This is a genomic window from Shewanella oneidensis MR-1, assembly GCF_000146165.2.
Lineage (GTDB): Bacteria > Pseudomonadota > Gammaproteobacteria > Enterobacterales > Shewanellaceae > Shewanella > Shewanella oneidensis.
Map to the genome: position 1 here is coordinate 3,113,654 of NC_004347.2, position 19,598 is coordinate 3,133,251.

Annotated in this window: 30 protein-coding genes and 1 other annotated feature; of the genes, 25 read left to right on the forward strand and 5 right to left on the reverse strand. The window is 47.5% G+C overall.

Annotation, left to right across the window (positions count from 1 at the left end; genetic code table 11):
- The first annotated feature begins 10 nt into the window (after positions 1–10).
- From SO_RS13875 to SO_RS13970, 22 genes are all read left to right on the forward strand, one after another.
- Positions 11–829, forward strand: a complete 819-nt coding sequence (locus tag SO_RS13875; RefSeq protein ID WP_011072895.1) for an XRE family transcriptional regulator — start codon at positions 11–13, stop codon at positions 827–829.
- 20 nt (positions 830–849) lie between these two features.
- Positions 850–1,272, forward strand: coding sequence for a Lambda phage lipoprotein (locus SO_RS13880; RefSeq protein WP_011072896.1), 423 nt, complete (start codon positions 850–852; stop codon positions 1,270–1,272).
- Between the two features lie 22 nt (positions 1,273–1,294).
- Entirely contained in the window at positions 1,295–1,600 is a 306-nt protein-coding gene (locus tag SO_RS13885; RefSeq protein WP_011072897.1) for a hypothetical protein, read from the forward strand.
- Positions 1,601–2,231: 631 nt separating this feature from the next.
- On the forward strand, positions 2,232–2,420 hold the full coding sequence (locus SO_RS13890) for a phage protein (RefSeq protein WP_011072898.1): 189 nt from the start codon (positions 2,232–2,234) through the stop codon (positions 2,418–2,420).
- A 61-nt stretch (positions 2,421–2,481) separates the two neighbouring features.
- Positions 2,482–3,225, forward strand: a complete 744-nt coding sequence (locus SO_RS13895) for a methyltransferase (protein ID WP_011072899.1) — start codon at positions 2,482–2,484, stop codon at positions 3,223–3,225.
- A 130-nt stretch (positions 3,226–3,355) separates the two neighbouring features.
- Entirely contained in the window at positions 3,356–3,592 is a 237-nt protein-coding gene (locus tag SO_RS13900) for a hypothetical protein (RefSeq protein WP_164925582.1), read from the forward strand.
- Between the two features lie 60 nt (positions 3,593–3,652).
- Positions 3,653–4,066, forward strand: a complete 414-nt coding sequence (locus SO_RS13905) for a phage protein (RefSeq protein ID WP_011072901.1) — start codon at positions 3,653–3,655, stop codon at positions 4,064–4,066.
- A complete protein-coding gene (locus SO_RS13910) occupies positions 4,059–4,340 on the forward strand; it encodes a hypothetical protein (RefSeq protein ID WP_011072902.1) in 282 nt (93 codons plus the stop codon). Before SO_RS13905 ends, SO_RS13910 begins: the two co-directional genes overlap by 8 nt.
- 83 nt (positions 4,341–4,423) lie before the next feature.
- Positions 4,424–4,588 (forward strand): hypothetical protein, encoded by a 165-nt coding sequence (locus SO_RS23035; protein WP_011072903.1) that lies wholly within the window; start codon positions 4,424–4,426, stop codon positions 4,586–4,588.
- A gap of 9 nt (positions 4,589–4,597) precedes the next feature.
- Positions 4,598–5,185, forward strand: a complete 588-nt coding sequence (locus tag SO_RS13915; protein WP_011072904.1) for an ead/Ea22-like family protein — start codon at positions 4,598–4,600, stop codon at positions 5,183–5,185.
- On the forward strand, positions 5,182–5,571 hold the full coding sequence (locus SO_RS13920; RefSeq protein WP_011072905.1) for a hypothetical protein: 390 nt from the start codon (positions 5,182–5,184) through the stop codon (positions 5,569–5,571). Before SO_RS13915 ends, SO_RS13920 begins: the two co-directional genes overlap by 4 nt.
- Positions 5,568–6,239, forward strand: a complete 672-nt coding sequence (locus tag SO_RS13925; RefSeq protein WP_011072906.1) for a hypothetical protein — start codon at positions 5,568–5,570, stop codon at positions 6,237–6,239. Before SO_RS13920 ends, SO_RS13925 begins: the two co-directional genes overlap by 4 nt.
- Complete coding sequence (locus SO_RS13930; protein ID WP_011072907.1) at positions 6,236–6,583, forward strand: hypothetical protein; 348 nt, start codon at positions 6,236–6,238, stop codon at positions 6,581–6,583. The genes SO_RS13925 and SO_RS13930 overlap by 4 nt, the downstream gene beginning before the upstream one ends.
- Positions 6,580–7,545 carry a phage N-6-adenine-methyltransferase gene (locus SO_RS13935; RefSeq protein WP_011072908.1) on the forward strand — a complete coding sequence of 322 codons (966 nt, stop codon included), beginning with the start codon at positions 6,580–6,582 and terminating at the stop codon, positions 7,543–7,545. Before SO_RS13930 ends, SO_RS13935 begins: the two co-directional genes overlap by 4 nt.
- On the forward strand, positions 7,542–8,039 hold the full coding sequence (locus SO_RS13940) for a phage protein (protein WP_011072909.1): 498 nt from the start codon (positions 7,542–7,544) through the stop codon (positions 8,037–8,039). Before SO_RS13935 ends, SO_RS13940 begins: the two co-directional genes overlap by 4 nt.
- Positions 8,036–9,709, forward strand: coding sequence for a DNA cytosine methyltransferase (locus SO_RS13945; protein WP_011072910.1), 1,674 nt, complete (start codon positions 8,036–8,038; stop codon positions 9,707–9,709). Before SO_RS13940 ends, SO_RS13945 begins: the two co-directional genes overlap by 4 nt.
- A 222-nt stretch (positions 9,710–9,931) precedes the next feature.
- Complete coding sequence (locus SO_RS23415) at positions 9,932–10,057, forward strand: hypothetical protein (protein ID WP_011072912.1); 126 nt, start codon at positions 9,932–9,934, stop codon at positions 10,055–10,057.
- Positions 10,054–10,467, forward strand: a complete 414-nt coding sequence (locus SO_RS13950; protein ID WP_011072913.1) for a phage protein — start codon at positions 10,054–10,056, stop codon at positions 10,465–10,467. The genes SO_RS23415 and SO_RS13950 overlap by 4 nt, the downstream gene beginning before the upstream one ends.
- Positions 10,467–10,742: a phage protein gene (locus SO_RS13955; protein WP_011072914.1), complete on the forward strand. Its 276-nt coding sequence runs from the start codon at positions 10,467–10,469 to the stop codon at positions 10,740–10,742. The genes SO_RS13950 and SO_RS13955 overlap by 1 nt, the downstream gene beginning before the upstream one ends.
- On the forward strand, positions 10,726–10,929 hold the full coding sequence (locus tag SO_RS13960) for a hypothetical protein (RefSeq protein ID WP_164925733.1): 204 nt from the start codon (positions 10,726–10,728) through the stop codon (positions 10,927–10,929). Before SO_RS13955 ends, SO_RS13960 begins: the two co-directional genes overlap by 17 nt.
- On the forward strand, positions 10,926–11,123 hold the full coding sequence (locus tag SO_RS13965; RefSeq protein WP_011072916.1) for a phage protein: 198 nt from the start codon (positions 10,926–10,928) through the stop codon (positions 11,121–11,123). Before SO_RS13960 ends, SO_RS13965 begins: the two co-directional genes overlap by 4 nt.
- The gene (locus SO_RS13970) at positions 11,123–11,335 is read left to right on the forward strand and encodes a Lambda phage DNA excisionase Xis (protein ID WP_011072917.1); all 213 of its coding nucleotides are present in this window, start codon (positions 11,123–11,125) and stop codon (positions 11,333–11,335) included. Before SO_RS13965 ends, SO_RS13970 begins: the two co-directional genes overlap by 1 nt.
- A gap of 5 nt (positions 11,336–11,340) precedes the next feature.
- Here SO_RS13970 and SO_RS13975 read toward each other — a convergent pair whose 3' ends face one another.
- The 5 genes from SO_RS13975 to rnm form a co-directional block, all read right to left on the reverse strand.
- Positions 11,341–12,600, reverse strand: coding sequence for a tyrosine-type recombinase/integrase (locus SO_RS13975; protein WP_011072918.1), 1,260 nt, complete (start codon positions 12,598–12,600; stop codon positions 11,341–11,343).
- A gap of 181 nt (positions 12,601–12,781) precedes the next feature.
- Positions 12,782–13,378 carry an SMC-Scp complex subunit ScpB gene (gene scpB / locus SO_RS13980; RefSeq protein WP_011072919.1) on the reverse strand — a complete coding sequence of 199 codons (597 nt, stop codon included), beginning with the start codon at positions 13,376–13,378 and terminating at the stop codon, positions 12,782–12,784.
- A gap of 3 nt (positions 13,379–13,381) precedes the next feature.
- A complete protein-coding gene (locus SO_RS13985) occupies positions 13,382–14,170 on the reverse strand; it encodes a segregation and condensation protein A (RefSeq protein WP_011072920.1) in 789 nt (262 codons plus the stop codon).
- Between the two features lie 189 nt (positions 14,171–14,359).
- Positions 14,360–14,980: an L-threonylcarbamoyladenylate synthase gene (locus SO_RS13990; protein ID WP_011072921.1), complete on the reverse strand. Its 621-nt coding sequence runs from the start codon at positions 14,978–14,980 to the stop codon at positions 14,360–14,362.
- Positions 14,977–15,837: an RNase RNM gene (gene rnm, locus SO_RS13995; protein ID WP_011072922.1), complete on the reverse strand. Its 861-nt coding sequence runs from the start codon at positions 15,835–15,837 to the stop codon at positions 14,977–14,979. The genes SO_RS13990 and rnm overlap by 4 nt, the downstream gene beginning before the upstream one ends.
- A gap of 210 nt (positions 15,838–16,047) precedes the next feature.
- Positions 16,048–16,155 (forward strand) — a sequence feature (Trp leader region).
- 53 nt (positions 16,156–16,208) lie between these two features.
- Here rnm and SO_RS14000 point away from each other — a divergent pair.
- From SO_RS14000 to trpD, 3 genes are read left to right on the forward strand one after another with little or no spacing between them, the layout of a single operon-like run.
- The gene (locus SO_RS14000) at positions 16,209–17,933 is read left to right on the forward strand and encodes an anthranilate synthase component 1 (RefSeq protein ID WP_011072924.1); all 1,725 of its coding nucleotides are present in this window, start codon (positions 16,209–16,211) and stop codon (positions 17,931–17,933) included.
- A gap of 10 nt (positions 17,934–17,943) precedes the next feature.
- Positions 17,944–18,552: an aminodeoxychorismate/anthranilate synthase component II gene (locus tag SO_RS14005; protein WP_011072925.1), complete on the forward strand. Its 609-nt coding sequence runs from the start codon at positions 17,944–17,946 to the stop codon at positions 18,550–18,552.
- Entirely contained in the window at positions 18,552–19,595 is a 1,044-nt protein-coding gene (gene trpD / locus SO_RS14010) for an anthranilate phosphoribosyltransferase (protein ID WP_011072926.1), read from the forward strand. The genes SO_RS14005 and trpD overlap by 1 nt, the downstream gene beginning before the upstream one ends.
- Positions 19,596–19,598 lie beyond the last annotated feature (3 nt).

The following is a 19,598-nucleotide window of genomic DNA, read 5'->3' on the forward strand; positions in this document are numbered from 1 at the left end:
GGTACTTGCGATGAACTATGACGACCCAAAAAAGAAGGTTGGCCGAAACATCAAGCGATTGAGGTTAAAAGCTGGCATTAAAAGTCAAGCGGCCTTGGCGGAGCTTTGCGGCTGGAAGTCACAATCAAGAGTCGGTAACTATGAGGCTGGTACCAGAGCAGTAAGCGCTATTGATGCTGAGACTCTGGCGAAAGTACTCAACGTAACACCTGCTGAGATCCTCTATGGTGAAAACAATAAAGATGATGACTTTGTTAGCATGCCAAGTGCTCAATATTCATCAGGACCATACGAAGAAGAAGATCCGTTTCAACTATTTAAACCAAAACAAGAATTACAAAATGCTGAGTGGCATGCAGGATTTGAGCTATGGGATGGCGATACACCATTAAGGGATGATGAAGTGGCACTACCGTTTTACCGTGAAGTGGAATTAGCCGCAGGCAGTGGATCAACCTTTGTGCAAGAAAACGGCGGATGCAAGCTACGCTTTGCTAAATCAACCCTCAAAAAAAGCCGAGTAGAACCAAGCAATGCGGCCTGTGTGACCGTAAGCGGCAATAGCATGCTGCCAGTACTGCGCCACGGCACCACAGTTGGTGTCGATACCAGTAAAAAATCGATTATCGATGGTGAGATGTATGCCATTGATCACGATGGCATGTTGCGAGTAAAAATGCTCTATCGCACCCCAGGCGGTGGCATTCGCATTAAGAGCTATAACAATGATGAATTCCCCGATGAATTTATCCCACCAGAAAAAGCATCCGATATTAAAATTATCGGTTGGGTGTTTTGGTGGTCAGTTCTAAACGTTTGGAATAATTGAAAATAATTAAAAGGATTTTTATGAAACTGATTACAGCATCACTATTACTAGCGTTACTTACTGGCTGCGCTACATCGGCAGTAACAATAGACAAAGCCAAACCAGCGCCTGCAGAAAGAGTGCTCATCGGCAACACCGACAGTGCAGACGCAAAAATCACCATAATCAGAGATAGCGGCTTTATGGGTGGCGGTTGTTATGTTGATGTGTACGTAAACGATGCGCTCGCGGCAAAGTTAGATACCGCGGAAAAAGTTACCTTCAACGTCAGATCAGGTGAGTTGATCTTAGGTTCTCAGCCATCAGGTAGCGCACTATGCAGTGGCGCCAGCATTCGCCATTTTGAAACCAGCATTAGCCAAGGCCAGCACAAACTATATCGCGTGATGACAGACCAAAACGGCAATCAGCAAATCATCTCTGGCGGTATTGCGCCAAATTAAGCTTAAATAACAAGGAGTCGTTATGATCAAAATTGAGCTGACTGAAAAACAATTTGAGGCGTTATCGAAAAAGAAACTGGCCGACGTTGTTACCCTATGCGCCACAGTTGACAGTTTAAAGCAAACTAATCCAGCGATGGCGCCATTTTTAAATAAGTTCCTCAGCAATGAAACTACCGAGGTCATTTATAACGGTGGATCTAATGCAGGCAAACCGCGGAAGTTGATTTTGCAAAACATAAAGCCAGACGGTGCATTTACGGCTTTCTGCATAGAGTCTGACTCCAGCAAATCATTCAAGTTGGAAAAGGTCGAACTAATCGATTAACCACAGCACCTATCCCGTCTTTATAGCCACCTCCTAGGTGGCTTTTTTGTATCTGCACAAACCAAAAAATCACGAAGCGAAAAGAATCGAATCGTTTTGAACACACTAAAATAAAAAATAAACACATTTCGTGTTGACAAAAGAAACACAAAGCGTGATTATCCAGCCATCGGTTAGCGAAAACTAATCACGCTCTTTAACAGACTGGCCCATGAACAACTAACCTTGGTCCCCTCGTATGTGAGGCTACCAAGCTAGGTTACTCCGAGGAACACGCGGCGGAGGATAGTAATCCGCGTAAACAGACCTATACACCGCTATTGGCGACCGGACTGTTTGAGTGGGAAGAGCCCATAAGAACAGGTACTAAATGGTTTCACTGCGAGCATGACCCAAATATGTGTATAGCCCCGCCCGTTCTGGCGGTGAGGTAAGAACACCATGCACCTGTTTAATCAGGTTGCATTGGGAAAGTGGCTGAATAGTAAGACTCGACTACCGATTGAGCCAACCGTGGTGCTATAGGCTCCACCCTTTCGGTAACTGGAAATGAGCGCCAGTCAGCCACCTTCACCAATGCGACTTATAAGCCAGCCTGCGGCATCGACAGGCAAAAACTTGAGGATATGAAATGAAAAAAAATATTTTAGCTATTGCTGCATCAATGATTATGGCTGGGCAAGCTCCATCATTCTATATGCAAAATGAAGTTCGCCAAACTTTGGCCTACAGAAGTACAAAACGCAAAATTAGCGGAAAGCCAGCTACAAAAGGGAAGCGTCATGCCTCGCTTAAGTCTCGTGCAAACCGTCGCAAATAGGTTTTACAGCTGGCTCTTGCGAGAGCTAGCGATAAAACCAACTAATAGATAAGGATAAACAATGAGAGTTGAAAACGATGTACTTGCTGTACTGAGTCGCGCAGAGGTGAGCGGTAATGCACTGGTGCTTACTGGTCAACTTGACCGAAAGATGTACGAGCGCACAAACAAAGTAATTGAAGCGGCTGGCGGAAAGTGGAACCGAAAAACTAAATCACACATATTCGACGATGAAGCCGCTACGCGAGTGGACCAAATTATTCTGACAGGTGAAGTCGAAATCCCTAAAGACGAATTTAATTTTTTCCCGTCACCTCCTTCTGTTGTGGCGCGGTTAATGGAATTGGCAGATGTGCAGCATGGTATGAAGGTGCTAGAACCTAGCGCTGGAAAAGGCGCAATTGCCTACGCTTGCGCTAACGCTGGGGCAACTGTCGATTGCTACGAACTAATGGAATCCAACTTCTTAACCCTATACGGAGATTCTCGCCTAGGAGTGGTTCGTCACATGGATTTTCTAACGCAAACGCCAGAGAAACTTTATGAGCGTGTTGTGATGAACCCTCCATTTCTCAAGCAAGCAGATATCCGGCATGTACTTCATGCAGTGAACTTTCTCAAGCCTGGAGGCTTGCTCGTTTCTGTGATGGCGGCGAGCGTCACATTCAGAGATAACAAATTAACACAGGACTTCCGCGATTTAATATTTCACCGAGGAGGGAATATAGAGCCACTTCATAACGGTGCATTTAAAGAGTCAGGAACGATGGTTAGGTCGGTAATTGTGACAATACAAAATAAGTAATAACACCAGCCTGCGGCACCAGCAGGCAAGTAACAGAGGACAAGCCCATGTGACTAACTAGCCGTTAGAAGCGGCCACTTACACGCGCAGGTTATGACTGCGCCCCGAGTATCCATGTCGATAGCCAGCTTTGGATCTGGTTAGGGTTAATAAACAAGGGCCCACTGGTAAAGCAGCGCGAACGCCTGAAAGTCGCGCACCAGTTATTAGCGGCAAGATTGCTGCAGATGACGTGTTCAGGCCGCCGGATGACGTAACCGGCACCGTTTACACCGCAGGGAGCAATACTATGAAAGCCCAACAACCTGATTTTATCGACCTAGTGCTAATGCTATTAGCTAAGTTAATCCCCTTCGACTTGTTCTAACCAACCCGCTTTACCCAACCAAGCAACCCTTAACCCAATACAACCCATGCGAGGTGACCTATGCCCCACCCAATCGCAGCGCATAACTGCGCCCAACTGCTACCCGTAGAATCGCAACTGCTGTTACACCTCAGCATTGCCTGTCGCCTCGCCCAATTACCCGAGCTGATGCATTGCCCAACGGTGATCCAGCGTAAAAACGAGCTTGAGGCTTATTTGCAAAGCCATGTTTGCAGCTATGCCTTCCGTGAGCGCTTCCACGTCACCAAACTGGACGAAGGCCCACTAAAAACCACCGCATTAAACGAAGTGGCCAATATCCAAGTCAGCCGCAGCGGCCGCGTAAAACTCACCCGCATCGCCGAGCCACCAGCAATCAATATCACGGTTAGCGATAGAACCATCAGCTGGCTCAACCGCAGTTTTCACCACGCAAGCCAGCTAATGATTAATAAGGCAGATAGCCATGTTTGATGCTCAAGCACACGCCACCAGCGACGCCCTAGTCGCCATGCTATCAAGCGAGCTTGAACAAGAACGACAAGCTAAAGGCAACGGGATTGCAGCTTATTGTGATCGCTCAATAGCCGAATTAAACCAGCTGATCATCGACTATCCAGAGTCAAAAAGCGCATGGCTGCGCCATATCGATAGCTGGCAGCAGATAAAGCAAAAACACGGCTACAGCAGCGCACAAGATCTGCTTGACGATCAATATGCACAACTCGCCAGCAAAACCAACAGCTGAAGCCGCCACTGAATCAACCCCCACCCAAGCACAAGCAAGCGCCGCTTGATTGTTGCCGCCATTCACGAAAGAAGGAATAGAGCATGCTAACCCACGACAAACCTCAACACCGCGATATCAAAATCGGCCTAGGCCATATTGTGGCAGATAAACACGGTTGGATGTTGCCAGGTGGAAAGTTCACCGCTAACCGCGCCGTTGCCATCCGTGCCGCCAAAGGCCTGCACCGTTTCTTGGTTAAAAGATAAGGACGTCACATGAGCCAACAAATCGAAATCCCTGCATTTTTGCTTGAAATGTCACAGCAAATGCACCAGCAGAATAACCGCTGCACCGCCGAACCCATCTGGCAAGTTCGCTGCAAGCGCTATTTGCCAACAGAAGAAGGCTATGACGAACATCACTGGGAGATTGTTGATACCGATGGCGATGCCACCGCGCTGTATCGCTCTGATAAATGCGATAAGCAAGCACTGGCCGAATGGTTAGCTGAAAATGACCATCAATGGTGTAGCAATTGGTTGTTTGATAACGACATTGATGAAGTCTGTCACGATGTTACTCATGCATTTGATGAAGTTTTTATCAACGCCTTTATCGATAAATTTAATGTTGAATCAGATCACGACCAGCTACCTGATCCGCTTAAAAAGTTCCACCTTCAAGAAACGGAAGAAGTGATCAAAACCTGTTTTACCGAAGCCGATGCACGGGCATTTATCGCCCGTAAACAGCACGACTATCCAAAGCTTTACACCTATGTCGAATCAATGGTGTTTTGCCCCCAGATGATCCAATTACGCCATTGGATCATGTCACTCACCAAGCCAGAGGTGAAAGCATGAATCCAAGACACGACTTCTACGCCAAAAACTACCCTTGGCTTAACGCAGATCAACGTGAGTGCTTTGATTTTCTTTGTGACATTCACAATGGCGGTAATCACATGTTTGGCAAAATCCAAGCCTGTGGCGAGCATGGCTTAGTCATCAACAGTAAAGCATCGCATTACATGTCAACGTTTGACTATAGCAATCTTACAAAAGCAGTAGTACTTGCCCATGACCGCATGATCCGCTTTCAAATCGAACCCTCAGGACCACGTATGTTGAAGTTTATCGCTCATAAGCGCCACACCCGAGAAGGCGATTACTGTGAACGTCATCCGACCATTGAAGAAGCCATTATCACGGTAAGAGAGCAACACCCATGTGAAGAGGTGAAAGCATGAAACAGCGCCCCATTATCTTCAACACCGAAATGGTGCGCGCCATTCTTGATGGCCGTAAAACCCAAACGCGCAGACCAATCAATCCACAACCAGAGCCTGACACTGAAACATCCAAGGGCGGTTATTGGTTTCCTTGCCATGCATTTCAATCGATGGTGCATGTAGAGGATCTTCAAGATCCATTATGGCTGGGTATGGCGAGTGATGCCTGCCAAATTTGCTCAGTCGGCGATCAGCTTTGGGTGCGCGAGACATTTCAATATGGTTTATGCACAAAATCTGGTTTTGCTTATAAAGCAACCCATAACCCTTCTGATTTAGAAGAGGGCTGGAATGAAGTTATCAAATGGAAACCATCTATCCACATGCCGCGCTCTGCTGCTCGCATCATCCTTGAAGTAACCGATATTCGTGTAGAGCGATTAAACGATATCAGCGAACAAGATGCTAAAGCCGAAGGTTTGCAATATAGCTCCATTTACCAGCAATGGGGCGGAGTTGAAAAGCATTTAAGCCATAAGCCACATTCGCCTCATTGGCGTTGGTATAAAAATCCACAACATGCGTTTAAATCCCTGTGGAACTCAATCTATAAAAATTGGGATGCCAACCATTGGGTTTGGGTGATTGAGTTCAAAGTGATCAGCACCAAAGGCGGTGCAGCATGAATCTTTTAATTGCAGGCTTTGAATCGCCAAAGCGCATAGAGCTAATGCTGTCACTGACCAAAATCAGCTCAGAAAATCTAATCAAAGCCCTGATGCTGCATTACACCGTTACCTATCTGGAAAGCGCCCCATGGCGAGCAGCGATCCGGCACGATGTGCAACTGCCTAACTTTGTACGCGGACAAGAACGCCTCGAAGAAGTGGCCGCAATTGTCGAGGCAATCAAAGAAATCGACTGGGAAAAGCATCTTGCCAAGCTGGCCGCAGCCAACGCGCGGATAGCACAGCTAGAAAAACAATTAGCCAGTTATCAGTTAACTGATTCAAAGGAGCAAGTTGCATGAGCGTCAACAGCCAATATGCCAGCGCCCTGCGCGAACTCAAAACCAAACAATCCCACTTGCTAAAAGAAGTCGGCGACCAATGGCGCACGCCAGACGCGCTTTACTGGGGCATATTCGCGAAGTTTGGGCCCTTTATCCTCGACCTATTCAGCGATGGCGATAACGCCAAATGCCCACGCTATTACACGGTTGAAGATAACGCCCTAATCCAAGACTGGACCAAGGACTTAGCAGGCGGCAAAGCGTTTGCAAATCCTCCATATTCCCGCAGTAGTTACGAAGATAATCAAGCCATTACAGGTATGCGCAACATTATCGCCAAGTCCATAGATGAACGCGACAAAGGCGCTAAGTTTGTTTACTTGATTAAGTCTGCGACCTCAGAAGTCTGGTGGCCAGAAGATGCGGATCACGTTTGCTTCATCCGTGGACGTATCAGCTTTGACTTACCTGATTGGTTTGTGCCTGCAGACAAAAAGCAAGAAGCATCAAGCGCTGGGTTTGCCTGTGCGATTGCGGTATTCGATAAGACATGGCGCGGCGAGCGCATGAGCTATGTTAACCGCGACGATTTACTGCGCGACGGTCAAGTGATGCTCAATATGGTTGCTGCAGCGGCTAATAAAAAATCCGCAACCTACATCACTGAGACCATTGAAACGCGCCCAGATATTGCCGAACCAGTCGAGCCAATCATTGAGCACCAAGTAAATGATCAGCTCGATATCGAAGATCAAATCGCACGGGACAGCACGGTTGCAAACAGCGTATGGCCTAAAGAGGTTTTGGAGTTAGTCGAGCAAGCATTCAACGACAACCCAAACACTAAAACCGATGTTCGCCAGCAAATGCTGTGCGAGCGAGTAAACCAACGCTTACTCGATAACGTCCTTAAAAAAGACATTATCGCAGAGGTAAACAATATGCTCGATCGCTGCGAACGAGTGGAGGATGCAGCATGAAATCAACCACTACATTCAAGCCAAATCCTATAAATGAACTAGCACTTCAACATGCTGGTGACATGCCAGTAAAAGCCATTTGCACAAAATATGGTATTAGCGAAAAGCAACTACGAGCAGCAGCAAGATACCGCGGTATTTCACTGGCATATGGCAAGCCTGCAACGCTTAAAAAGCCTTGGACTGATGCAGACCTGCGGCAGCTTAAAGTGCTATCAGTCACGCACACATCAGCAGCCATCGCACAACAACTCGGAAGGACGGAGCTTTCCGTTAAGGGTAAAGCCTATTCACTTGGTATCCACTTTATGAAAGTTGGCGAGAATAACCCGTTGGCCAAGCACTCAAATCACGACATTGAACTATGTCGCCAACTGGGTGAAGCGGGTCTTAGACCGTATCAAATCGCTGAAAAAATGGAGATAGAACTAAGCCATGTTTGTCGCGTTTTAAAGTTTGAGGCCCGTTATAAAGAACTTGGAGCAAGGGTATGAGAGGCTTAATCGTAGATAACTTTGCGGGCGGTGGCGGTGCTTCCACTGGTATGGCTTGGGCTCTAGGTCGCAGCGTGGATATCGCAATCAATCATGATCAAGATGCTATCGCCATGCACTCGGCCAACCATCCCGAAACGCTGCACTATTGCGAGTCGGTATTTGATGTGGATCCAGTGCAAGCCACCGCAGGTAAGCCGGTTGCGCTGGCGTGGTTCTCGCCCGACTGCAAACATTTCAGCAAGGCCAAAGGCACTAAGCCAGTAAATAAAGAAATTCGCGGCCTCGCGTGGGTAACCATTCGCTGGGCAATGAAGGTACGCCCTCGAGTGATCATGCTTGAGAACGTCGAAGAATTTAAAACGTGGGGGCCGTTAATTCAATGCCCGGTAACGGATGCAATGCACCCATGCCCAGAGCGCAAAGGCGAAACCTTTAACGCTTTTGTTAGCATGTTAAGCACGGGCGTTGATGCCGATCACCCTGCACTAACCGAATGCGTTGAAACCTTAGGCTTGCTGGATAGCGCCAAGTTAATCAAAGGTCTCGGCTATAAAGTGGAGTTTCGCGAACTACGAGCCTGTGACTACGGCGCCCCAACTATTCGCAAGCGCCTATTTATGATTGCCCGTTGCGATGGTCAACCCATTGTGTGGCCACAGCCAACCCACGGCGCACCAGATAGCGAAGCGGTTAAATCAGGCAAGCTATTACCATGGCGCACCGCCGCTGAGTGCATCGACTGGTCACTCCCCTGCAAATCCATCTTTGGCCGTAAAAAGCCGCTGGCTGAAAACACCCTGCGCCGCATTGCCAAAGGTATTCAGCGCTTTGTGATTGATGCTAAAGAGCCGTTTATAGTACCAAATGATGTGCAGTTAGCGCCTTTCATCACCGAACACGCTAACGCCAGCAGCCAACGCAATATGCCCGTTAACGAGCCATTACGAACTATCTGCGCCCAAGTCAAAGGCGGTCACTTTGCCGTGGTGCAACCTGTGCTTGAGAAGGTTAACGACAACATCCCAACTTTCACAGAATGGTTTGCCAAAACAAAGAATTTTGGTGGTAGCTACGAGGAATATGTTTCGCTTTACGGAGATGATCAATTAACAGATCCTGTGCTCACTGCCGCCAATATCTGCAAGCATTACGGTGGCAATTACACAGGACCAGGTGATGACCTAAACAACCCATTGCCAACAGTGACAACAGTTGATCATAACGCGCTGATCACCAGCCACATGATCAAGCTGCGCGGTACTAACATCGGCTTCCCGATGGACGAACCCGCACACACCATCACCGCAGGCGGATTACACCTCGGCGAAGTTCGGGCGTTCTTCATCAAATACTACGGCAACGAGCAAGACGGCGTGGCCTGTAACGAACCACTGCACACTATCACCACCAATGACCGCTTTGGCCTAGTGATGATCAAGGGCGAACCCTATCAAATCATCGATATCGGTATGCGCATGCTCGAACCCCATGAGCTATTCGCCTGCCAAGGCTTCAACCCTGAATACATCATCAACAACTACAACGGCAAATCGAGCAAAAAGCAGCAAGTCGCCCGTGTTGGTAACTCAGTACCGCCGCAATTTGCCGAAGCACTCACCCGAGCAAATCTCCCCGAGCTTTGCACACAAACCGCCGAAGCAGCATAGGAGGCAGCATGAACCTAAACGACTGGACTCCGCCATGTTGCCCACAGTGCAAAGCAGATGAAATGCGGCACATTTGTTTTTCACACGTACCAAGCTGGGCGGCGTTCAAAAAGAACGGTTGGTATTGCGATAGCTGCAAGGCTGGCCCATTTCAACTAGGTAGCGTGACAGAACAAGACGCCGCGAAGTTTTCAAAAAAACTGAATACCAAAAGGAGGAAGCATGAAGCAATCAACCGCAATCCGCGCAGCGCTTAAGCAATGGTACGCCATGCCACGCAAACAAGCATGCAGCTGCCGACAATTTATGAAACAACTCGCCGAAGAATTGGCAAAGGAAGGTAAGTGATTACAACTAAACGCAGAGTGTTATTAGACGGCAACGGCTCAGGCCAAATCAACGTCGAAGGCCTTGGGGTTTACGTCCCTGCCATTGAGCACGACCATCTTAAGCAAAAGCTGATGGCAGAGATTCAAAATCTCAAAGACGAGAGTAATGCTTACAAAGTATATCTAGAAACTGCAGCGAGTTTGAGCGAGCAGCTTAAATCTATCACCGCCGACCGCGAAAAGTTGGCAGCCAAGTTAACAAAGTTAGATGAACTTGCAAGCAGATTTATCGAAGATTCAGAAGAAATAGCAGAGTTCTTTGATGTTATGGGTGGAAGAAACCACTTGGCTTTAGCAAAGGATATTCGAGATATTGCTGATCAAATGGCTGATTTGCTAAATGAGCAAACAGCTAAGGGTGGTGAGTGATGTTTGAGTTTACTGAAGATAAAAAAGGTTTAAGACCTAAGTATATTGGCACAATCAAACATAACGGCATTAGAAGAACTTTAATGGTGTTAATGACTTTGCCCACTATCTTAGCGGTGATTTGTTTGAATTTTTTTATGTTTTTAGTCTACGTAATTATGGCGTTTTGGAAACTTATTTTATTAGGAACATTTAAACTTTTGGCTGGTATGTTTCAGGCTAAAACATGGGAAGTATGGCATAAGCCAAGGCAGGTGCATGATGACTCTAAATGACCGCATGAATTTGCTTATCGCAGAGAACGAGCAGCTTAAAGCCGAAGTGGCAGAACTTAAGGATCAAGTTTCCATCCTAAGCCAGCGACCTAAATACGATTTATCGACCATTCAAGGCCGTGAAAAAGCTGTGATTGAAAGACTTAAAATACAAGGGTTGGTAAGTAATAAGGCAGGTGCATCATGAACACGTTTTTCATCTGTCTTTTTCTGCTTCCGCTAATTTGGATTTTATTCACATGGATTGGCAAAAAAATAGCGATGAAATGGCTTTTTGGGTGGCGGTTTATCGTGATTAACGCAGAAGGTGAAGCGTGGTACATCGATGTTAAACCTGATGCCAAAGTAAAACCTGTTGGTAAAAATAAGGACGGTGCATAATGTTTCAGCAAGAAATAGAAGCTATGCAGGGTAAAGTGGTGCAGCAGTTTTTCTCGCCAGCTCAACTTGCAAAGGCGTTGGGGATTGGCACAACAAAGCTATACCAACTGTTTAAGTTGGAAGACTTCCCAAAGCCAACAACTAACCCACACTTTAAAAACAAGTACAACTTTCAAGAAGTTAAAGCGTGGATTTACGAGAACGAACAATGAGGCCGTTACTGCGCGGCTTTAAGTTCAACTACGTTGTGGTAGGCTGCGGGATCTTTGAGGCGCTGCAGCTTCTGCCACCAAATTCGATATGCCTTAGCTTGTTCTTCTAAATAGTCGTAGTGATCATAAATCGACTGAATCCCGCTCAGCTTATGCCCCAGCATGGTTTCTGCCACTTCTGTAGTAGTAATTTTACTCATGTTAGTGCGCTGCGTTCTGCGCAAATCGTGCAAATACCACTCATTTAACGGCGTACCATTCAGCTTAGCCCACGTATTAATTGGGTTAGACATGCGTGTTGTCGCCGCCTGCGAATATATCCCGCCTTTCTCTGTCGGAAACACTAGCTCGTTAGGGCTAAGTGAAAATGCTAGCTCAAGCAATGGTACTATCTCGTCGATGATCGGCCGCAGTAGCGGCCGCTGCATCTTGTACCCTGTTTTGTGGTTTTCAACCGGCACGGTCCAGATCATCTTAGTAAAATCAAAATGCGCTTTCTGCGCCAATCGTAATTCACCAATCCTACAGCCAAAGAATAAGGCCATGAAAACCATAATCCGGTTACCAAGGCGCTGCCGTTTTGCGTTATCAATGGCTTGCAAAATAATCTTGAGTTCATCATCGCTAAGCGTGCGTTTGCGGCTTTTGCGCGAGATATTTAAGTCCTCTTTCGACTCAATACCCATCAACTCATTTGTGCTAATAATTCGCCGACGAACAGCCCATTTAAGCGCCCTGCGACTCACTGTTAACGTTAGATTCGTAATGGTTGGCTTCTTGGCTGCGATAGACTCAAACAAATCTAGCCATTGGTGCAAGGTTACTTGGTCAACCTGCTTTTTACCAAGTACAGGGAAAACGTTAATTTCCAGTGCGCGCAAATACTCATGCGCGGTGCTGTCCTTTACACTGGCACGGCCATCACTAAACTGTGACTTATGCCATGCCCTAAAAACCTGCTCGACTGAGCCTTCGTTTGATACGGCCTTTGCCGCTTTATCGCGTTTATATTCCCGCGGATCTTGATTATCCAGTAGCAACTTGCGGTAGGCTTCACACTGTTCTCTGGCTTCTTTAAGCGAGAGCAAAGGATAAGGCCCAATATCAACCCGAGCTGCATTGCTTGCCCAGCGGTAGCGCATTTGAAAAGTAATAGCGCCCTTAGCTGAAACCCTCACGCTCAGGCCGTCACGATCTGCTTTCTCATAAGGCTTATCAGCGACTTTATTCAGGTTTGCTTTTAACCATGAGTCAGAAAGCGCCATAACCTTTCTCCATCTTGTACATGAGTCTTTCATGTACGCAAATATGTACACAAATATCAAGAATAGAATCGAAGGAAAGTGAAAAACTTTTCAATGAAAAATCCATTTTTCTTAATAGTTTCAAAGAGAATTAGCGTAAAAACGTAAGACAATGAATGATACTGAAACAATAGTGTTTAAATCACTCATTAGTATCTTGCTCTTCTGACTGTTCAGGCGTTACTTTCAAACCCGAAAATACCGCCTGCAATGACTCAGTATCCGTAAGCGCGGGTAAATCCGCTAGGGTATCTAAGCCAAAATAGGCTAAAAATTCTAAGGTCGTGGCGTAGAGTGCGGGTCGCCCCGGAACTTCTTTATGGCCAACGACTTTAATCCAATGTCTATCTGACAAACTTTTGATGATGTGGCTACTAATGGCCACACCACGCACCTGTTCAATATCACCACGAGTCACAGGTTGACGATAGGCGATCACCGCCAGCGTCTCTAATGTTGCCCGCGAATACTTAGGTGCTTTTTCCTGCCACAGGGGCTGCAAAAATGGACTCAGGACTTCCAAGGTCTGGAAGCGATAACCCCCAGCCACTTTCACAAGTTGAACACCCCGTTCCTGATAGTCCTGTTGTAGCTCTTCCAATGCGGCTTTGATTTTGTCTCTGGAAACACTGAAATCCGCCAATACGGTTTCTTTCAACATTTTCACCGACAAGGGTTTCCCCAATACAAACAGACTCGCTTCAATAAGCTGTTTTAATTGAATTGAATTTATCTGCATCAATTAATAGGCCTTTACGTAGATAGTTGAAAACGGCTCTGTTTGGTACAATTCCACTAATAATTCTTTGACCAGTTCCATCAGCGCTAAAAAGGTCACCACCACCCCGGCGCGACCTTCTTCGACACTGAATAAACGCTCAAATGGGGTAAAATCCTCGCTATTGAGCATGGCTAAAATTTGACTCATGCGCTCACGGGTCGATAACTGTTCACGCTTAACATGATGATCTTCATAGGCATCGATACGCTTAAGCACATCACCAAAGGCACGGGCAATTTCGAATAACGATACATCTGGCGGGATCACCAAGGGTTTAATATTCGGTGATGGGGCCGCGGTTGCTTGAAACACATCGCGCTCAAGCCTTGGTAAATCATCAATTTTTTGTGATGCTTCTTTTATAACCTCATAGGCTTTCAATTGACGGATCAACTGCGCACGCGGATCTTCCTCCACTTCATCTTCCGCCACCATACGCGGCAGCAGCAGACGGGATTTAATCTCGGCAAGTGTTGCCGCCATGACTAAATAATCCGAGGCCAGTTCGATTCGCGCTTGGGTTAGCATCGCGATATATTCTAAATATTGCGCGGTGATCTGCGAAATGGGTAAATCGACGACATCTAATTTTTGCTTACGGATCAGGTATAAAAGTAAATCTAGCGGCCCTTCAAAGGACTCTAAAAACACTTCTAGCGCCTCAGGTGGAATAAACAAATCCTGCGGCATTTCGGTCATCGCCTGACCACGAACAACGGCTAAGGGTAAACTTTGTTGCGTGCCCTGCATCCGTTATCCCCATGTAAAACAATCACCCTAAAGCCGCTAGCAAGCGGTATCGGCTTCATCATGCCAAGTAGACTCGCCCCTTAGCAAACGCGCGATTATACCCGTAATTTAGCGGCGATAAAACTGCCAATAACGCTTTTATCGGGCTAACGTGCTCAACCAAACACTCACCTAGAGACAAATCAGGCTTTACAGAAACGGAGTGACATCTCCTGCCCCTTCGCGCAGCACTTCGAAACCATCTTCCGACATATCAATCACTGTGGTTGGCTTTTCACCTAAATAACCGCCGTGAATAATCACATCCACTTGATGCTCTAACAAATCGCGGATCTGTTCAGGATCAGACTCAGCAAATTCTGCATCTGGCATCACTAAACTGGTCGACATCAACGGCGCGTCTAAGGCTTCGAGCAAAGCTAAGGCGATGACGTTGTCTGGCACGCGGATACCAATGGTTTTCTTCTTGTCATTTTGCAGACGGCGGGGAACTTCTTTGCTCGCCTTAAAAATAAAAGTGTACGGCCCTGGCGTGCAACTTTTTAAGATGCGATAGGCCTGATTATCCACCTTGGCATAGGTCGCAAGCTCAGATAAGTCACGGCACATTAAGGAGAAATTATGATCGTGTTCGATTTGACGAATGCGGGTAATACGCGTCATCGCGTCTTTCTCACCGATCATGCAACCGAGGGCATAACCCGAATCGGTTGGATACACAATGACGCCGCCGGACTTAAGCACAGCCACGGCTTGACTAATCAAACGCGCCTGTGGATTTACTTCGTGTACATAAAAAAACTGACTCATGGTCGTTCCACCCAAGATCCCGACTGCCAGACCCAATCAATACCTTGAGGCTGGTAGAGATTTTTACCTAATTCAATCCAATTACTTGGAAAGTGAAAATCACTTCCTATCGATGCAAGCAACTGATTTTGGACACTCAGCGCCACTAAATTGGCCCTATCATCCACCGTTTGTTGGCCGAGCACCACTTCCATGGCGTCCCCGCCTGCTTCTTTAAATTCCCGCACTAAACGCTTTAACCATTTAGCCGACAACTTATAACCGCTCGGATGGGCCAATACCGCTAGCCCGCCCGCATTGTGGATCACCTTAATCGCGCTTGCCATATCGCCCCAATTATTGGGCACATAGCCAGTTTTACCGCGAGCTAAATAACGTTTGAACACACTTGGCATATCCACCGCGTGGCCATTATCGGCAAGCCAACGCGCATAGTGACCACGGCTTAAAGCGGCTCCTGCGGCAAGTTTTTTAGCGCCCTCATAGGCGCCTTCAATCCCCGCCTTAGCCAAGCGATGGCCGATTTCTTCGGCGCGCTGCTCACGCAACTCACGCTGATGTGCTAAAAAGCGTAATAACTCGGCATGGGTCTCATCAAAATTGAGCGCCACAATATGAATATCGTAACTATTCCAACGAGTTGAGATCTCAACCCCAGAAATGAGTTTTAACGGTTCGGCCTGCGCTTGATTAAAGGCGCGGGCTTCACTTAAGCCTGCCACCGTATCGTGATCGGTAATCGCAAATAACTGCACGCCCTTTTCAAGGGCTCTGGCGACCAACTCGGACGGCGTGAGATGACCGTCGGACGCGGTCGTGTGGCTGTGCAAGTCAGCCAATATGCTTTGAGTATTCATGCCGTTATTGTACGTGAATTTAAGATGAAATGTGCATTTATCTCACACTTTATCGAGTAGGAATGGCATTCGGTACAGTGATTTAGCGACATTAATCCATCATTTTGAAAAATATTCAATTGACTTTCGGTTCAGGCTCATGTTTTCTATAGCTCAACTAACGAATTATTGAGACCCTTTTGAATGACTCAGATTAACGCTTCTTTCAACATCATTTGGTGGTGGCACTTCCCAACTTAGCGGGTAGTGTGAAGCTCTGTGCTCATTTGAAAGTAACAGAATCAACAGAAAAGCCCGCAGAAATGCGGGCTTTTTTGTTGGTGCGAAAAATGTCTGCAACGCGGTAAACGGATAAAAAGCGAGATAACAGCATGACCCTAAAGACATTTAATCAGGTTACCCAAGCCGATAGAGCGAATTTAGCCTCGTCTCAACAGACATTCGCACGTTCACATACGCTCAAAGCCACCCTGGTATACCATAGCGATCCACTGCGTCTGTACCAGCACATCACTGAAGATGCGCCCCATACCATGTTGTTAGAATCAGCGGAAATCAACAGTAAGGAAAATCTTAAAAGCATGGTGATGACCCATGCGGCACTGATGATCCGCTGCGACGGTTATCGTTTACGCTTTAGCGCACTGACCGACAATGGTGCCAGTTTGCTCACGCCCATTGAGCAATTTTTTATGGCGCGTTCATGCCATACACAATGCCAACGCAATGGCCAACACTTAGTGGTGACGCTGCAAAAAGACACTGAGCTTAAGGATGAAGATGCGCGCTTAAAATCCACCTCGCCCCTCGATGGTTTGCGCTTGTTTGTTAAACATATCGACTGCGGCGCTCATACTGACAGCCAATCCAAGCCAGCGTTCGAAGACTTATTTTTAGGTGGCGTGCTTTCCTACGATTTGATTGATACCGTCGAGCCGCTGCCAGAAGCCCCGAATGGTGCAAATGATTGTCCTGATTATTTATTTTATCTCGCCGAAACCTTAATTCTTATCGATCACAAACAAAAACAAGCCGAGATTATCACCCACAACTTCAGTGAAAGCGCAGAACAACATTCAGAGGTGACCCAAGCCTTAGCCGAGCGAGTTGAAAACATCCGCGCCCAATGTGAAGCCTTAGCCAAGAGTGCAACGCCTGCGCCTGCCCTCGTTGGCATAACAGCCACAGAGCAAGTGAATGTCAGTGATGAGGCCTTTAAACAAACTGTTATCGATTTAAAAGAACACATTATTGCGGGCGATATCTTCCAAGTGGTGCCTTCTCGCAGTTTTAGCCTGCCCTGCCCGAATACCTTAGGTGCTTACCGCGCGCTGCGTCTAACCAATCCTAGCCCCTATATGTTTTATTTCAGGGGAAATGATTTCACCCTGTTTGGCGCCTCGCCAGAAAGCGCGCTGAAATTTGATTCCAGCAACAATCAGGTCGAAGTCTATCCAATCGCAGGTACCCGTAAACGCGGCAAAACCGCCAGTGGCGAGATTGATTTCGACCTCGATAGCCGCATCGAACTCGAACTGCGTTTAGATAAAAAAGAGTTATCTGAACATTTAATGCTGGTCGATTTGGCTCGCAACGATATCGCCCGAATCAGCCAAAGCGGCAGTCGTAAAGTGGCTGAGTTACTTAAAGTCGACCGCTACTCCCACGTCATGCACCTTGTGAGCCGCGTCACCGGCCAATTACGCCAAGACTTAGATGCGCTCCACGCCTACCAAGCCTGTATGAACATGGGCACTTTAGTTGGCGCGCCCAAAGTTCGTGCTTCGCAATTAGTGCGTCAGGCAGAAAAGACCCGCCGAGGCAGCTATGGCGGCGCCGTGGGCTACCTCAATGCCCTTGGCGATATGGATACCTGCATTGTGATCCGCTCCGCTTTTGTTAAAGACGGTGTAGCCCATATCCAAGCCGGTGCAGGAGTGGTGTTTGACTCCGATCCACAAAGTGAAGCCGATGAAACCCGCCAAAAGGCGCAAGCGGTGATTTCGGCCATCAAAATGGGCGCAGGTTTAGCAGGCATAAATAACTGCAACGAGCACACTTCCACAAAAGTCTCAACAGCAGCGCAGCAAGGATAAGGAGCCAAACATGAAACTCTATTTACTCGATAACTTTGACTCCTTCACCTACAACTTAGTCGATCAATTTAGAAGCCTTGGCTGTGAAGTGGTGATTTACCGTAACGATGTCGCCGCCGACTACATTGCCGACAAGCTGTTAGCGGAAACCGCGCCAACGGCCTTAGTGTTATCACCAGGTCCAGGTGCACCCCACGAGGCGGGCTCAATGATGGAGCTTATTGATAAAGTCGCTGGTAAAGTGCCGATGCTGGGGATCTGCCTAGGTCATCAAGCCATGGTGGAATATTACGGTGGCAAAGTGGAGCGCGCGCCTTTTGTCGTGCATGGTAAAGCAAGCCCCACCTTTCATAATGGCACAGGCGTGTTTGCCAACTTGCCGTCACCGCTGCCCGTAGCCCGTTACCACAGCTTGGTGGCAACAAAGGTGCCAAATTGCCTTGACGTTATCGCCACCACCGATGATATGCCTATGGCAATTTTGCATGCCAAACACAGGGCGGTAGGTTTTCAGTTTCATCCCGAATCCATCCTCACCACCTTAGGCAGCACATTGTTAACCCAAACTTTAGTCTATTTGACCCAAGCAATGACAAGTCGCCACGCAGGAGCCAAATAATGAGTGAGACATCAATCCAGCCCCTGCTCGATATTTTATTCCAAGGTAAAGCATTGACCCGTGAGCAAACCGCCAGCCTCTTTAGCGTGCTGATCCAAGGAGAAATGAATGAGACAGTGATGGCGGGCATGTTAATGGCGCTTAAAATTCGTGGCGAAACCATAGAAGAAATCAGCGGTGCCGCCGACGCCATGCGTGCAGCCGCTAAACCTTTCCCTTATCCCGAATCAAGCCGCTCCCAAGGGGTTATCGATATTGTCGGTACCGGTGGCGATGGGTTTAATACCATTAATATTTCTACCACTGCCGCCTTCGTCGCCGCAGCCGCTGGCGCAAAAGTGGCGAAACACGGTAATCGCTCGGTATCGAGCAAGTCGGGCTCGTCAGATTTACTCGCCCAATTTGGCATCGATTTAACCATGTCACCTGAACTTGCGAGCCACTGCCTTGAGGCGCTCAATCTCTGTTTTCTGTTCGCACCCCACTACCATGGCGGTGTAAAGCATGCAGTTCCCGTCAGACAAACACTCAAAACCCGCACATTATTCAATGTGTTAGGACCATTGATTAACCCCGCACGCCCAGAGTTTATGTTACTTGGCGTATACAGTGCAGAACTTGTCACTCCTATCGCCCGCGTACTGCAAGCCCTTGGCACTCAAAGAGCCATGGTGGTACATGGTAGCGGTTTAGATGAAGTGGCGCTCCATGGCAGCACACAGGTCGCCGAACTTAAAGACGGTGAGATTATTGAATATCAATTAACGCCTGCCGATTTTGGTGTCCCTCAAGCCCACATTAGTGAGCTTGAAGGCGGAGAGCCTGCCCACAACGCCCTGATCACCCAACAGATTTTACAAGGACACGGCTGCGATGCCCACACCCACGCGGTTGCCATCAATGCGGGTTGTGCCTTATATCTATGTGGCTTGTCGGAGTCCGTAAAAATGGGGACCGCCCTTGCGCTCAGCACCATAAAAACCGGTAAAGCCTATGAATTACTGCATAAGCTCGCTACAGTCAGTAGCCAATCACAGGAATAAGCG

Bases quoted from the DNA above. Each gene is read 5' to 3' on its own strand.
- SO_RS13875 (WP_011072895.1), top strand. From the start codon at position 11: ATGAACTATGACGACCCAAAAAAGAAGGTTGGCCGAAACATCAAGCGA.
- SO_RS13880 (WP_011072896.1), top strand. From the start codon at position 850: ATGAAACTGATTACAGCATCACTATTACTAGCGTTACTTACTGGCTGC.
- SO_RS13885 (WP_011072897.1), top strand. From the start codon at position 1,295: ATGATCAAAATTGAGCTGACTGAAAAACAATTTGAGGCGTTATCGAAA.
- SO_RS13890 (WP_011072898.1), top strand. From the start codon at position 2,232: ATGAAAAAAAATATTTTAGCTATTGCTGCATCAATGATTATGGCTGGG.
- SO_RS13895 (WP_011072899.1), top strand. From the start codon at position 2,482: ATGAGAGTTGAAAACGATGTACTTGCTGTACTGAGTCGCGCAGAGGTG.
- SO_RS13905 (WP_011072901.1), top strand. From the start codon at position 3,653: ATGCCCCACCCAATCGCAGCGCATAACTGCGCCCAACTGCTACCCGTA.
- SO_RS13910 (WP_011072902.1), top strand. From the start codon at position 4,059: ATGTTTGATGCTCAAGCACACGCCACCAGCGACGCCCTAGTCGCCATG.
- SO_RS23035 (WP_011072903.1), top strand. From the start codon at position 4,424: ATGCTAACCCACGACAAACCTCAACACCGCGATATCAAAATCGGCCTA.
- SO_RS13915 (WP_011072904.1), top strand. From the start codon at position 4,598: ATGAGCCAACAAATCGAAATCCCTGCATTTTTGCTTGAAATGTCACAG.
- SO_RS13920 (WP_011072905.1), top strand. From the start codon at position 5,182: ATGAATCCAAGACACGACTTCTACGCCAAAAACTACCCTTGGCTTAAC.
- SO_RS13925 (WP_011072906.1), top strand. From the start codon at position 5,568: ATGAAACAGCGCCCCATTATCTTCAACACCGAAATGGTGCGCGCCATT.
- SO_RS13930 (WP_011072907.1), top strand. From the start codon at position 6,236: ATGAATCTTTTAATTGCAGGCTTTGAATCGCCAAAGCGCATAGAGCTA.
- SO_RS13935 (WP_011072908.1), top strand. From the start codon at position 6,580: ATGAGCGTCAACAGCCAATATGCCAGCGCCCTGCGCGAACTCAAAACC.
- SO_RS13940 (WP_011072909.1), top strand. From the start codon at position 7,542: ATGAAATCAACCACTACATTCAAGCCAAATCCTATAAATGAACTAGCA.
- SO_RS13945 (WP_011072910.1), top strand. From the start codon at position 8,036: ATGAGAGGCTTAATCGTAGATAACTTTGCGGGCGGTGGCGGTGCTTCC.
- SO_RS23415 (WP_011072912.1), top strand. From the start codon at position 9,932: ATGAAGCAATCAACCGCAATCCGCGCAGCGCTTAAGCAATGGTACGCC.
- SO_RS13955 (WP_011072914.1), top strand. From the start codon at position 10,467: ATGTTTGAGTTTACTGAAGATAAAAAAGGTTTAAGACCTAAGTATATT.
- SO_RS13960 (WP_164925733.1), top strand. From the start codon at position 10,726: ATGATGACTCTAAATGACCGCATGAATTTGCTTATCGCAGAGAACGAG.
- SO_RS13965 (WP_011072916.1), top strand. From the start codon at position 10,926: ATGAACACGTTTTTCATCTGTCTTTTTCTGCTTCCGCTAATTTGGATT.
- SO_RS13970 (WP_011072917.1), top strand. From the start codon at position 11,123: ATGTTTCAGCAAGAAATAGAAGCTATGCAGGGTAAAGTGGTGCAGCAG.
- SO_RS13975 (WP_011072918.1), bottom strand. From the start codon at position 12,600: ATGGCGCTTTCTGACTCATGGTTAAAAGCAAACCTGAATAAAGTCGCT.
- scpB (WP_011072919.1), bottom strand. From the start codon at position 13,378: ATGCAGATAAATTCAATTCAATTAAAACAGCTTATTGAAGCGAGTCTG.
- SO_RS13985 (WP_011072920.1), bottom strand. From the start codon at position 14,170: ATGCAGGGCACGCAACAAAGTTTACCCTTAGCCGTTGTTCGTGGTCAG.
- SO_RS13990 (WP_011072921.1), bottom strand. From the start codon at position 14,980: ATGAGTCAGTTTTTTTATGTACACGAAGTAAATCCACAGGCGCGTTTG.
- rnm (WP_011072922.1), bottom strand. From the start codon at position 15,837: ATGAATACTCAAAGCATATTGGCTGACTTGCACAGCCACACGACCGCG.
- SO_RS14000 (WP_011072924.1), top strand. From the start codon at position 16,209: ATGACCCTAAAGACATTTAATCAGGTTACCCAAGCCGATAGAGCGAAT.
- SO_RS14005 (WP_011072925.1), top strand. From the start codon at position 17,944: ATGAAACTCTATTTACTCGATAACTTTGACTCCTTCACCTACAACTTA.
- trpD (WP_011072926.1), top strand. From the start codon at position 18,552: ATGAGTGAGACATCAATCCAGCCCCTGCTCGATATTTTATTCCAAGGT.